The organism is Streptomyces sp. HUAS MG91, assembly GCF_040529335.1.
GTDB classification, from domain to species: Bacteria; Actinomycetota; Actinomycetes; order Streptomycetales; family Streptomycetaceae; genus Streptomyces; species Streptomyces tabacisoli.
The window spans coordinates 5,008,101-5,021,330 of record NZ_CP159534.1 but is presented as its reverse complement, the minus strand read 5'-3'; the positions used below and the strand labels follow the sequence as shown (position 1 = coordinate 5,021,330).

Annotated in this window: 8 protein-coding genes; 2 read left to right on the top strand and 6 right to left on the bottom strand. The window is 68.4% G+C overall.

The genetic code is table 11. The features are described 5' to 3' along the window. Nucleotide 1: 1 nt before the first annotated feature. Nucleotides 2-1,600: a caspase family protein gene (locus ABII15_RS22890; RefSeq protein ID WP_353944182.1), complete on the top strand. Its 1,599-nt coding sequence runs from the start codon at nt 2-4 to the stop codon at nt 1,598-1,600. 219 nt (nt 1,601-1,819) lie between these two features. Continuing rightward, nucleotides 1,820-3,790, top strand: a complete 1,971-nt coding sequence (locus ABII15_RS22885; RefSeq protein ID WP_353944181.1) for a PIG-L family deacetylase — start codon at nt 1,820-1,822, stop codon at nt 3,788-3,790. Between the two features lie 102 nt (nt 3,791-3,892). Here ABII15_RS22885 and tuf read toward each other — a convergent pair whose 3' ends face one another. From tuf to ABII15_RS22855, 6 genes are all read right to left on the bottom strand, one after another. Continuing rightward, nucleotides 3,893-5,086, bottom strand: coding sequence for an elongation factor Tu (tuf, locus tag ABII15_RS22880; protein ID WP_353944180.1), 1,194 nt, complete (start codon nt 5,084-5,086; stop codon nt 3,893-3,895). Nucleotides 5,087-5,239: 153 nt separating this feature from the next. After that, nucleotides 5,240-7,366 carry an elongation factor G gene (gene fusA, locus ABII15_RS22875; protein ID WP_353944179.1) on the bottom strand — a complete coding sequence of 709 codons (2,127 nt, stop codon included), beginning with the start codon at nt 7,364-7,366 and terminating at the stop codon, nt 5,240-5,242. 39 nt (nt 7,367-7,405) lie between these two features. Further along, a complete protein-coding gene (rpsG, locus tag ABII15_RS22870) occupies nt 7,406-7,876 on the bottom strand; it encodes a 30S ribosomal protein S7 (protein ID WP_111663838.1) in 471 nt (156 codons plus the stop codon). A 2-nt stretch (nt 7,877-7,878) separates the two neighbouring features. After that, nucleotides 7,879-8,250, bottom strand: a complete 372-nt coding sequence (gene rpsL, locus ABII15_RS22865) for a 30S ribosomal protein S12 (RefSeq protein ID WP_003948652.1) — start codon at nt 8,248-8,250, stop codon at nt 7,879-7,881. A 350-nt stretch (nt 8,251-8,600) separates the two neighbouring features. Next, entirely contained in the window at nt 8,601-9,086 is a 486-nt protein-coding gene (locus tag ABII15_RS22860) for a DUF1707 and DUF4190 domain-containing protein (RefSeq protein WP_353947161.1), read from the bottom strand. A 176-nt stretch (nt 9,087-9,262) separates the two neighbouring features. Beyond that, nucleotides 9,263-13,162, bottom strand: coding sequence for a DNA-directed RNA polymerase subunit beta' (locus ABII15_RS22855; RefSeq protein ID WP_353944178.1), 3,900 nt, complete (start codon nt 13,160-13,162; stop codon nt 9,263-9,265). Nucleotides 13,163-13,230: the final 68 nt, after the last annotated feature.

Here is a 13,230-nt window from a genome sequence, read left to right as displayed (position 1 = left end):
GATGGCACGGCACAGAGCCCTGCTCATCGGGGCGAGCGACTACGAGATGCCCGGTGTCTCCCCGCTCCCCTTCGTCCCCGCGGACCTGGCCCGCCTCGGCTCGGTCCTCGGGGACCGGGGGTTCGACGTGCTGGTCGTGGCCGCGCGCGAGGGCGGCAAGCAGGTCTCCCGGAACTTCGTGGACGGCCAGGTGACCGGCTTCCTGCGACGGGCCGGGCGGGACGACACCCTGCTCGTGCTGCTGAGCGGCCACGGGGTGCACGCCGGGGGCCGCGACTTCCTCGTACCGGAGGACATCCAGGAGGACACCCACCCGTTCGAGTCCGGGTGCGTGGCCATCGATTGGCGTGCGCACCTGGACGAGACCCCCGCGGCCCGTGTCGTCTTCCTCATCGACGCCTGCCGTGAGGGGATCGAGCAGAGCTCCATGGGCATGGCCGGTGTCCGGCAGTGGGGGCGGCAGAAGACCAGTGCCGCGCTGCGCCGCAAGGTCGCCTTCGTGTACGCCTGTTCGCCGGGCCAGTACGCCCTGTTCGTCCGCCCCAGGGACACGTCCGCCGAGCCGGTGCCCGGGGTGGGTCCGGGCGAGACCTTCAGCATCTTCTCCCGGTCGGTGTCGGACGTCGTGGCCGCCCACCGCGGCACCGGAGACCTCGACCTGAGGGAGTTCCAGCAGTCCGTCCAGGACCGGGTCACGGAACTGCACCGGGCCTACCGCAAGGCCGGGCAGCCCCAGACGCTGCGGGTCGTCACCGACATCCCGGCCGGGGACCTCCGCTTCCTGCCGCCGTCCCCGGCGGCGGAACGGCCACGCCCGGACCGCTCCACGCCCCCGGCCGCCGCACCTCCCCGCAGCACCGCGCCGTCGGCCACGCGCACCGCGATGACCGCTTTCCCGGAACCGGTCCGGCACCGCTTCCGCCGCATCGTGTGGCGCCGCCGGGCGCTCGTCACGCTGCTCGCCCTCGGGGTCCTCGGCGCCGTGGTCTGGGCGATCGTCACCGCGGTCGCCGACGGGCGCGACGGCGGCGACCCGACCGCGCACGGGCCCGGATCGACGCTCTCCGCCGCGCCGGACGCCTCCGCATCGACGAGCGCGGCCACACCGTCGAAGGGTTCGCCCTCGCCGACGAAGAGCTCGGCCTCGCCCTCGGAGAGTCCGGCGCAGCCCAGGACCACCGTCTCCGGCGGGAGCACCCTGCCCGGCTGCACCCCGGGCACCACGGCACTCTCCGTGCGCAGCGTCCACAACTCCTACGGCCCCGGCGAACAGCCCCGTATGGAGATCACCGCGAAGAACCGCTCCACGGCGGACTGCAAGATCGACCTGGGCCCTCGCAAGGCCGTACTGGCGCTCAGCAAGGCCGGCGAGGACCAGCCCCTGTGGTCCTCGGACGACTGCCCCGAGGAGGGCCGCCAGCTCCTTCGCGCGCCCGCCGGGGACACCGTCACCCGCGTCGTGACGTGGGACCGGAAGCCGAGCGCCGCCGACTGCGCCTCGTCCTCCGCCGGCAGCGCGCCCTCGGGCACGTACCTGGCGGAGCTGAGCGCGACCGGCTTCCCGAAGGTCCAGACGTCGTTCGTCCTCCGTGCCGCCTGAGCGGGAGCCCTTGGGCGGGTCGCCGCACACCCTTCGGGTGAACAGAACATGTACATGCATGGAACCTCCGCTCCCCGGCGACCCTCTCTCCAGGTGAACCACCGAACACCTGAACAGAGGCGAGCGCACCACCGACCGCTGCCTCCACAGCGGACGGAGTGCGCCCTCGTGCGGAAGCGACCTGCGATATCGACGCCCGAAAAGCGGCTTGAACGAGGAATGTCGAGACGTACCGTCGTCCTCGGCGGTGCGGCCGCCCTCGCCGCCGCCGGTTCGCTCACCGCCTGTTCGCGCACGCCCTCCGCTCCCCCGCCGCACCTCACCGCCCCCTCCCCCGCCTCCGGCCTGCCCGCCGCCCAGGCGGAGCGCGCCCTGCTGCTCCAGGTCCTCGCCCACCCCGACGACGACCTGTACTTCATGAACCCGGACGCCCAGCACGCGTTCGGCACCGGAACCCCGCTGGTCTGCGTGTACGTCACCGCGGGCGAGGCCGACGGGCGCAACAAGACGGCCGACGACCGGCAGCCCGCCCCGAACAAGGCCGCCTACTCCGCCGCCCGCCACCAGGGCCTGCGCCAGTCCTACGCGACCCAGCTCGGGCTCCCCGTCTTCACCCGCTGGGACATCACCGCCCTGCGCCTGCCGAGCGGGTTCCAGGTGGAGGTGAACTCCCTCGAACACCGGGGCCGCCGCGTCGAGTTGGTCCATCTGGACCTCGCGATGCACACCCCGGAGGGCCACATGGGCGCACCCGCGCTGTGGCGCGAACCCGGCCTGTCGCTGCGCACGCTCGTGCCGGACGGCTCACCGCTGCGCACGGTCCAGACGTACGACTACGAATCGCTGACCGGCGTTCTCGTCGACCTGTTCGAGCGGTACCGGCCCACCCTGGTGCACACCCTCGACCCGGACCCGGACATCCAGGCGAGCGACCGGGCCACGCAGATCCGCGACAGCGAGCAGCCCGGCTACTCCGACCACGCCGACCACACCGCCGTCGCCTGCTTCACCTGGGCCGCGCTGATCCGCTGGGCGCAGGGCGCGAAGTCCGGCCCGCCGGCCGTCGCCGTCACCGCCTTCCGCGGCTACTACAACCACCACTGGCCCAAGAACCTCCCGTCGCAGGTGCTCGGCTCCAAGGCCGCCCATCTCGTCCCCTACGGCGCGGCCCCCGACTGGAGCTGCGGCAACCCGTCGGGCTGCGGCGACTACAACGTGGGCGGCGACCGCCCGCTGACCAACCGCAAGGGCTGGGTCCGCGCCACCCACCACCGCTATCCCGGGCCGCGCCTGACCCTCTTCCCCGACGGCGACGGATCCCTCACCGCGTACGGCGTCCTCGGGCTGCGGGCCGTGCGGTACGAGGAGAAGGACGGGGAGTTCACCACCCCCGTCGACCTCGGCGGCGGCCCCCTCGCCCCGGTCCTCGGCGGCGCCGCGCTCCCCGACGGCCGCCATCTGCTCCTGGGGCTGCGGCTCGCGGCGATCGAGGGCCGGGGCGCGACGGACGCCCGCGAGATCGTGGCCCTGGAACAGCGCGGGCCGGGCCGGTACGGCTCCTGGACCAGCCTCGGCAACCCCGAGGGCGCCGACGCCGACCGGGGCCGCCGCATCGGCGTCCCGGTGGCCGTCACCGCCCCCGACGGCCGCGTCCATCTCTTCGTCCGCAATGCCGCGCAGGGCGTGAGCACCCGCGTACGGGACACGGGCGGCGCCTGGTCGCCGTGGCGGGACCTCGGCGGCGGCCAGGTCCAGGACGGCCTCACCGCGGTCGTGGCCGACGACGGGCAGGTGCACGTGTACGCCGCCGGCCGGGACACGGTCCACCACTGGACGCCGGACGGTCCCGCCCCACTCGCCGGTCTGCCCGTGCCCGCCGACCCGATCGCCGTGGCCGACGGCCGCCTCTACTACCGGCCGCCCGCCTCCGCGCGGCTGCTGAGCCCGGGCGGCCCGGCCGTGGACTTCCCCGGCTACGGCCCGGTGGCGGCCGCGGGCGGTCACCTGCTCGGGCTCGGCACCGACGGCCGCGTCCAGCTCCTGGAGGACGGCCGCGTCATCCGCCCGGCCACCGACCCCGTCACCCTCGACGGGCCGTCCCTGGTGGCGGACCGGCACGGGCCGACGGCCGCGGGCCTCTCGCCGGACGCCCGGCCGTGGTTGTGGCGGCCGACGCAGGCGAAGGCCTGACGCCCCCGGAGCACGCAAAAGGGCCCGTACGACCGAAGTCGTACGGGCCCTTTCAGAGCTCGCTGGAGCTACCAGGCGTCAAGCCCAACAGGTAAGCGGTGCTTACTTGTTGATCTTGGTGACCTGGCCGGCGCCGACGGTCCGGCCGCCCTCACGGATGGCGAACTTGAGGCCCTCCTCCATGGCGACGGGCTGGATGAGCTCCACCTTCATCTCGGTGTTGTCACCCGGCATGACCATCTCGGTGCCCTCGGGGAGGGTCACGACGCCGGTCACGTCCGTCGTACGGAAGTAGAACTGCGGGCGGTAGTTGTTGAAGAACGGGGTGTGACGGCCACCCTCGTCCTTCGACAGGATGTACGCCTGCGCCTCGAACTCGGTGTGCGGGGTGACCGAGCCCGGCTTGATGATGACCTGGCCGCGCTCGACGTCCTCGCGCTTGATGCCACGGAGGAGCAGACCGACGTTCTCACCGGCCTGGCCCTCGTCGAGCAGCTTGCGGAACATCTCGATGCCGGTGACCGTGGTGGTGGTCTTCTCGGTCTTGATGCCGATGATGTCGACGGTCTCGTTGACCTTCAGGACACCACGCTCGATACGGCCGGTGACGACCGTACCGCGACCGGTGATCGTGAAGACGTCCTCGATCGGCATGAGGAACGGCTTGTCGACGTCGCGCTCCGGCTCCGGGATCGACTCGTCGACGGCCTTCATGAGCTCCAGGACCGAGTTGCCCCACTCCTTGTCGCCCTCGAGCGCCTTGAGAGCCGAGACCTTGACGACCGGAACGTCGTCGCCCGGGAACTCGTACTCGGAGAGGAGCTCACGGACCTCGAGCTCGACGAGCTCCAGGATCTCCTCGTCGTCCACCATGTCGGCCTTGTTCAGGGCGACAACGATGTAGGGAACGCCGACCTGGCGGGCCAGGAGCACGTGCTCCTTGGTCTGCGGCATCGGGCCGTCGGTGGCGGCGACCACGAGGATGGCGCCGTCCATCTGCGCGGCACCCGTGATCATGTTCTTGATGTAGTCCGCGTGACCGGGGCAGTCGACGTGGGCGTAGTGACGCGCCTCGGTCTGGTACTCGACGTGCGCGATGGAGATCGTGATACCGCGCTGGCGCTCCTCAGGAGCCTTGTCGATCTGGTCGAAGGCCGAGGCCTCGTTCAGGTCGGGGTACGCGTCGTGCAGCACCTTGGTAATGGCGGCCGTGAGGGTCGTCTTACCGTGGTCAATGTGACCGATGGTGCCGATGTTGACGTGCGGCTTAGTCCGCTCGAACTTCGCCTTCGCCACTGGGTCCTCCTGTGGAGTGGTTCTGTACGCCTTGCTTCATCGGCGCCAGGTGATCTTTGCTGGAAAGCCCGGGCCCGAGGGCATTCAGGGACGTGAGCCCCTGAATGCCCGGTCGGGCTCCGGAGTCAAGCCTAAAGCGTGAACTCGAGTGAGTTACTCGCCCTTGGCCTTCGCGATGATCTCCTCGGCGACGTTCCGCGGAACCTCGGCGTAGGAGTCGAACTGCATCGAGTAGCTCGCGCGACCCGACGTCTTGCTGCGGAGGTCTCCGACGTAGCCGAACATCTCCGAGAGGGGCACGAGGCCCTTCACGACGCGAGCGCCGCTGCGCTCCTCCATGGCCTGGATCTGGCCACGGCGGGAGTTGATGTCACCGATGACATCGCCCATGTAGTCCTCGGGCGTGGTGACCTCGACGGCCATCATCGGCTCGAGGAGCACGGGGGACGCCTTGCGCGCGGCCTCCTTGAAGGCCTGCGAACCGGCGATCTTGAAGGCCAGCTCGGAGGAGTCGACCTCGTGGTACGCACCGTCGAGCAGCGTGACACGCACACCGGTCATCTCGTAACCGGCGAGGATGCCGAACTGCATGGCCTCCTGCGCACCGGCGTCGACCGAAGGGATGTACTCCTTCGGGATGCGGCCACCGGTGACCTTGTTCACGAACTCGTACGAGGCGTCGCCGCCCTCGATCGGCTCGATCGCGATCTGCACCTTGGCGAACTGACCGGTACCACCGGTCTGCTTCTTGTGGGTGAAGTCCACGCGCTCGACGGCCTTGCGGATCGTCTCGCGGTACGCGACCTGGGGCTTGCCGACGTTCGCCTCGACGCGGAACTCGCGCTTCATGCGGTCGACGAGCACCTCGAGGTGAAGCTCGCCCATACCACCGATGATGGTCTGGCCGGTCTCCTCGTCCGAGTGCACCTGGAAGGAGGGGTCCTCCTCCGAGAGGCGCTGGATGGCGACACCCAGCTTCTCCTGGTCACCCTTGGACTTCGGCTCGATGGCGACCTGGATGACAGGCGCCGGGAAGTCCATGGACTCCAGGATCACCTGCTGCTTGTCGTCACAGAGCGTCTCGCCCGTGGTGGTCTGCTTCAGACCCATGACGGCGACGATGTCGCCGGCGCCCACCGACTCGATCTCCTCACGCTTGTTCGCGTGCATGCGGTAGATCTTGCCGATGCGCTCCTTCTTGCCCTTGACGGGGTTCAGCACCGCGGTGCCGGACTCCAGGCGGCCCGAGTAAACCCGGACGAAGGTGAGCTTGCCCAGGTGCGGGTCGCTCATGATCTTGAACGCGAGGGCAGCCAGCGGCTCGTCGTCCGACGGCTTGCGCTTGACGACGACCTCGGGGTCCTTGACGTCGTGGCCCTCGATGGCCTCGACGTCGAGCGGGGTCGGCAGGTAGCGCACGACGGCGTCGAGCAGGGGCTGAACGCCCTTGTTCTTGAACGCGGTGCCACAGAACACGGGGGTGACGGTGGTGTCGCCGCCCTTGCCGGAGGCGATGGTGATGCGACGGATCGCCGCGTACAGCTGCTCCACGGTGGGCTCGTTGCCCTCCAGGTACAGCTCCATCATCTCTTCGTCGTTCTCGGCGACGGCCTCGAGCAGCTTGCCGCGGTACTCCTCGGCAGCCTCGGTGTGCGTGGCCGGGATGTCGACGATGTCGTACGCCTCGCCCTTGGCGGCCTCGGCCGACCAGACGAACGCCTTCATCGTGACGAGGTCGACGACACCCTGGAAGTCGGCCTCGGCACCGATCGGGAGCTGCATGACCAGCGGGGTCGCACCGAGGCGGTCGACGATCATGTCGACGCAGCGGTGGAACTCGGCACCGGTACGGTCCAGCTTGTTCACGAAGCAGATGCGCGGCACGCCGTAACGGTCGGCCTGACGCCACACCGTCTCGGACTGCGGCTCAACGCCGGCGACACCGTCGAACACCGTCACAGCACCATCGAGCACACGCAGGGAGCGCTCCACCTCAACGGTGAAGTCGACGTGCCCGGGGGTGTCGATGATGTTGATCGTGTAGTCGTCGTTCTCGAGCGGCCAGTGACAGGTGGTGGCAGCAGAGGTGATCGTGATGCCACGCTCCTGCTCCTGCTCCATCCAGTCCATCGTGGCAGCGCCGTCGTGGACCTCACCGATCTTGTACGAGACGCCGGTGTAGAACAGGATCCGCTCGGTCGTCGTCGTCTTGCCCGCGTCGATGTGAGCCATGATGCCGATGTTGCGCACCTTGGCCAGGTCAAGTGAAGTGGTAGCCATAAGGCTTCAGTCTTCTCTCGGTCTCGATGTGGGTAGCGACTACCAGCGGTAGTGCGCGAAGGCCTTGTTGGACTCGGCCATCTTGTGCGTGTCCTCGCGCTTCTTGACGGCAGCGCCGAGGCCGTTGGAGGCGTCGAGCAGCTCGTTCATCAGACGCTCGGTCATCGTCTTCTCGCGACGGGCGCGGGAGTAACCGACGAGCCAGCGGAGCGCGAGGGTGTTGGCGCGGCCGGGCTTGACCTCGACCGGAACCTGGTAGGTCGCGCCACCGACACGGCGGGACTTGACCTCGAGGGTCGGCTTGATGTTCTCGAGCGCGCGCTTCAGCGTGATGACCGGGTCGTTGCCCGACTTCTCACGCAGGCCCTCCATGGCGCCGTACACGATGCGCTCGGCGGTGGAGCGCTTGCCGTTCAGCAGCACCTTGTTGATGAGGGAGGTCACCAGAGGAGAACCGTAGACCGGGTCGATGATGACCGGGCGCTTCGGGGCGGGGCCCTTACGAGGCATTCTTACTTCTCCTTCTTGGCGCCGTAGCGGCTGCGGGCCTGCTTGCGGTTCTTGACACCCTGGGTGTCGAGCGAACCGCGGATGATCTTGTAACGAACACCGGGCAGGTCCTTCACACGGCCACCGCGCACGAGCACGATGGAGTGCTCCTGCAGGTTGTGTCCCTCACCCGGGATGTAGGCCGTGACCTCGATGCCGCTGGTCAGACGCACACGCGCGACCTTACGGAGGGCCGAGTTCGGCTTCTTCGGGGTGGTCGTGAACACACGCGTGCAGACGCCACGACGCTGGGGCGAACCCTCGAGTGCGGGCGTCTTGTTCTTCTCGACCTTGTCCTGCCGGCCCTTCCGGACCAGCTGCTGGATCGTAGGCACTACTTCTCCGGTTTCTGTGTGCCGAGTAGTAAAGCTAACCTGGAACTTTGCCGACCCACGCGGTCGGGTGTGTCGAATACTGCAGACCCCCGCTCAAGAGCGGGGAGCGGCAGATTGCGGTGGCCGTGATCAGATTGAGCGACCTGATCCGGACTCGCCGTGCGGCAGATGACACGCACAGGAGCCCAGGCACACCCCAGGCACAAGGTCTGAGCGTACCTACCTCACGGACTTCGGTCAAAACAAATGCAGTCCACTCCGACACGCCGGACTTCTCGTCTCCGCGTGCGGTATTCGTCCCGGTAGTCGGGGGTTTCCGGAGCGTGGCCGGATCGCGCCCCCGACCCGCCTCAGCCGGAACCCGAGCTCGCGGCCGCGATCATGATGATGACCAGGATGAACGCCCACAGGGCGATCCACAGCCAGCCCAGCACGATGCCGCCGACGGCCATCCCGTCGCCCTGCTCCTGAGTGCGACGGATCTCACCCCGCGCCATGTGTCCGAGGACGACCGCCGGGATCGCGGTGAGGCCTCCGCAGAAGAACGTCCCCACGCCACAGGCCAGCGCGCCGATCGCCTTGCCGTTGGTGGGCGGCGGCGGGGCCGGCAGGAAGGTCCGCGGAACCGGTGCCATGGACCCCGTCATGGGCGCCTGCTGCGGCCCCACGGGCCCCTGCGGCAGATCCGCGACGAGGGTACTCAGCTCGCCCAGGGTGCGCGCCTGATAGGCCCGCTCGATCCGCTTCTCGTACTCCGGCTGCGGCAGCCGCCCCTCGGCGAACCCGGCCCGCAGCACATCGACCGCCCGCTCCCGGTCGGAGTGCGCGGCCAGCATCGAAGCCTGCTGGTTCTGCTGCGGCGGCCAGGGAGCCGGCTGCCATTGCGGATTCGACACGAGACCACTCCCCCGGGGCTGACCTGTTGTGCACTCCATCATGCGGCAACACGCCGCAGGGCGGCCACCCCGAACTCTCTCGGGGTGACCGCCCTGCGGATCAAGCAGCTGCTCGCCTACTGGTTGTACGGACCGTAGTCGTAGTCCTCCAGCGGAACGGCCTGGCCGGAGCCGGTGCCGAACGGCGAGTAGTCGATGTCGTCGTAGCCGACGGCCGAGTACATCGCGGCCTTGGCCTCCTCGGTGGGCTCCACCCGGATGTTGCGGTAGCGGGACAGACCCGTACCGGCCGGGATGAGCTTACCGATGATGACGTTCTCCTTGAGGCCGATGAGGCTGTCGGACTTGGCGTTGATCGCCGCATCCGTCAGGACTCGGGTCGTCTCCTGGAAGGAGGCGGCCGACAGCCAGGACTCCGTCGCCAGCGAGGCCTTGGTGATACCCATCAGCTGCGGACGGCCGGAGGCGGGGTGACCGCCCTCGGTGACCACACGACGGTTCTCGGTCTCGAACTTCGAGCGCTCGACGAGCTCGCCCGGCAGCAGCTCCGCGTCGCCGGACTCGATGATCGTCACGCGGCGCAGCATCTGCCGGATGATGATCTCGATGTGCTTGTCGTGGATCGACACGCCCTGCGAGTTGTAGACCTTCTGGACCTCGCCGACCAGGTGGACCTGGACGGCACGCTGACCCAGGATGCGCAGCACGTCGTGCGGGTTGGTGGCACCCACGGTCAGCTTCTGGCCGACCTCGACGTGGTCGCCCTCGCCCACGAGCAGACGGGCACGCTTCGAGATCGGGAACGCCGTCTCGTCGCTGCCGTCGTCCGGGGTGACGACGAGCTTCTTGGTCTTCTCGGTCTCCTCGATGCGGACGCGGCCCGCGGCCTCGGAGATCGGGGCGACACCCTTCGGCGTACGAGCCTCGAAGAGCTCGACGACACGGGGCAGACCCTGGGTGATGTCGTCACCGGCCACACCACCGGTGTGGAAGGTACGCATCGTCAGCTGGGTACCGGGCTCACCGATGGACTGGGCGGCGATGATGCCGACCGCCTCACCGATGTCCACCAGCTTGCCGGTCGCCAGCGAGCGGCCGTAGCAGAAGGCACAGGTGCCGACCGCGGACTCGCAGGTGAGGACCGAGCGGGTCTTGACGACCTCGACACCGTGGGCGACCAGGGCGTCGATGAGGACGTCACCCAGGTCGACGTTGGCCGGCGCGATGACCTTGCCGTCGACGACGATGTCCTCGGCGAGCATGCGGGCGTACACGCTGGTCTCGACGTCGTCGGCCTTGCGCAGGACGCCGTCCTCGCCACGGGTGGCGATGGTCAGCTTCAGACCGCGGTCGGTGCCGCAGTCCTCCTCGCGAATGATGACGTCCTGGGAGACGTCGACCAGACGACGGGTGAGGTAACCGGAGTCGGCGGTACGCAGAGCGGTGTCCGCCAGACCCTTACGAGCACCGTGAGTCGAGATGAAGTACTCCAGCACCGACAGGCCCTCACGGAAGGAGGCCTTGATCGGACGCGGGATCGTCTCGTTCTTGGCGTTCGACACCAGACCACGCATACCGGCGATCTGACGCATCTGCATCATGTTTCCTCGGGCACCCGAGTCAACCATCATGAAGATGGGGTTGGTCTTCGGGAAGTTCGCGTTCATCGCCTCGGCGACCTCGTTGGTCGCCTTGGTCCAGATCGCGATGAGCTCCTGAGTGCGCTCTTCCTTCGTGATGAGACCGCGCTCGTACTGCTTCTGGACCTTCTCGTCCTGCGCCTCGTAGCCCGCGACGATCTCCTTCTTCGCCTCGGGAACGACGACGTCGGAGATGGCCACGGTGACACCGGAGCGGGTCGCCCAGAAGAAGCCGGCCGCCTTCAGGTTGTCGAGCGTCGCCGCCACGATGACCTTGGGGTAGCGCTCGGCCAGGTCGTTGACGATCTCGGAGAGCTGCTTCTTGCCCACCGAGTAGTCGACGAACGGGTAGTCCTCGGGCAGCAGCTCGTTGAAGAGCGCGCGGCCCAGGGTCGTGCGCAGCCGGAAGCTGTCGCCCGCCTGGTACTCGGGCTCGCCCTCCTCGGCCACCGGCGGGGTCCAGCCGCGCGGCGGGATGGTGCCCACCGGGAAGCGGATGTCGACCGGCGACTGCAGCGCCAGCTCGCCGGCGTCGAACGCCATGATCGCCTCGGCGACGGAGCCGAACGCGCGGCCCTCGCCCTTGGTGTCACGGAGCTCACCGTCGGTGGTGAGGAAGAACAGACCGAGGACCATGTCCTGGGTCGGCATCGTCACCGGACGGCCGTCGGCGGGCTTGAGGATGTTGTTCGAGGACAGCATCAGGATGCGGGCCTCGGCCTGCGCCTCCGCGGAGAGCGGCAGGTGGACGGCCATCTGGTCACCGTCGAAGTCCGCGTTGAACGCGGTGCAGACGAGCGGGTGGATCTGGATGGCCTTGCCCTCGACCAGCTGCGGCTCGAAGGCCTGGATGCCGAGGCGGTGCAGGGTGGGAGCACGGTTCAGCAGAACCGGGTGCTCGGCGATGACCTCTTCGAGGACGTCGTACACGACCGTGCGGCCGCGCTCCACCATGCGCTTGGCGCTCTTGATGTTCTGCGCGTGGTTCAGGTCGACCAGGCGCTTCATCACGAACGGCTTGAAGAGCTCCAGCGCCATGGCCTTGGGCAGACCGCACTGGTGCAGCTTCAGCTGCGGGCCGACGACGATGACGGAACGCGCCGAGTAGTCGACTCGCTTACCGAGCAGGTTCTGACGGAAACGACCCTGCTTGCCCTTGAGCATGTCGCTCAGGGACTTCAGCGGGCGGTTGCCGGGACCGGTGACCGGGCGACCACGACGACCGTTGTCGAAGAGGGCGTCCACGGCCTCCTGGAGCATGCGCTTCTCGTTGTTCACGATGATCTCGGGCGCACCGAGGTCGAGAAGGCGCTTCAGGCGGTTGTTGCGGTTGATCACGCGGCGGTACAGGTCGTTCAGGTCGGAGGTCGCGAAGCGGCCACCGTCCAGCTGCACCATCGGACGCAGGTCCGGCGGGATGACCGGCACGCAGTCGAGCACCATGCCCTTGGGGCTGTTGCTGGTCTGCAGGAACGCGGAGACGACCTTGAGGCGCTTGAGCGCACGGGTCTTCTTCTGGCCCTTGCCGGTACGGATGATCTCGCGGAGGCGCTCGGCCTCCTCCTCGAGGTCGAAGGTCTCCAGGCGCTTCTGCAGCGCCGCGGCACCCATCGAACCGTCGAAGTACGTGCCGAAGCGGTCGCGCAGCTCGCGATAGAGCAGCTCGTCGCCCTCGAGGTCCTGGACCTTGAGGTTCTTGAAGCGGTTCCACACCTCGTCGAGACGGTCGATCTCGCGCTGGGCGCGGTCGCGCAGCTGCTTCATCTCGCGCTCGGCACCCTCGCGCACCTTGCGGCGCACGTCGGCCTTGGCACCCTCGGCCTCGAGCTCGGCCAGGTCGGTCTCGAGCTTCTTGGCGCGGGCCTCCAGGTCGGAGTCGCGGCGGTTCTCGACCTGCTGACGCTCGACCTGGACGTGCGCCTCGAGGGAGGGCAGGTCGCGGGTACGGCGCTCCTCGTCCACGTACGTGATCATGTACGCGGCGAAGTAGATGACCTTCTCGAGGTCCTTCGGGGCGAGGTCGAGCAGGTAGCCAAGGCGCGACGGAACGCCCTTGAAGTACCAGATGTGGGTGACGGGAGCGGCCAGCTCGATGTGGCCCATCCGCTCACGACGCACCTTGGCGCGCGTGACCTCGACGCCACAGCGCTCGCAGATGATGCCCTTGAAGCGAACGCGCTTGTACTTGCCGCAGTAGCACTCCCAGTCCCGGGTCGGACCGAAGATCTTCTCGCAGAAGAGTCCGTCCTTCTCGGGCTTGAGGGTGCGGTAGTTGATGGTCTCGGGCTTCTTGACCTCGCCGTGGCTCCACTGACGGATGTCGTCAGCGGTGGCCAGACCGATCCGGAGCTCATCGAAGAAGTTGACGTCGAGCACTATGCGTCAATCCCTCTCAGGGTTGTAAGTCTGTGGTCTGAAACGGGGGTCGCGGGGTCGGTGCGGGG

What these genes read in the sequence shown, in the direction of transcription:
- ABII15_RS22890 (WP_353944182.1), top strand. Translation starts at nt 2, where the DNA reads ATGGCACGGCACAGAGCCCTGCTCATCGGGGCGAGCGACTACGAGATG.
- ABII15_RS22885 (WP_353944181.1), top strand. Translation starts at nt 1,820, where the DNA reads ATGTCGAGACGTACCGTCGTCCTCGGCGGTGCGGCCGCCCTCGCCGCC.
- fusA (WP_353944179.1), bottom strand. Translation starts at nt 7,366, where the DNA reads ATGGCTACCACTTCACTTGACCTGGCCAAGGTGCGCAACATCGGCATC.
- rpsG (WP_111663838.1), bottom strand. Translation starts at nt 7,876, where the DNA reads ATGCCTCGTAAGGGCCCCGCCCCGAAGCGCCCGGTCATCATCGACCCG.
- ABII15_RS22860 (WP_353947161.1), bottom strand. Translation starts at nt 9,086, where the DNA reads ATGCTGGCCGCGCACTCCGACCGGGAGCGGGCGGTCGATGTGCTGCGG.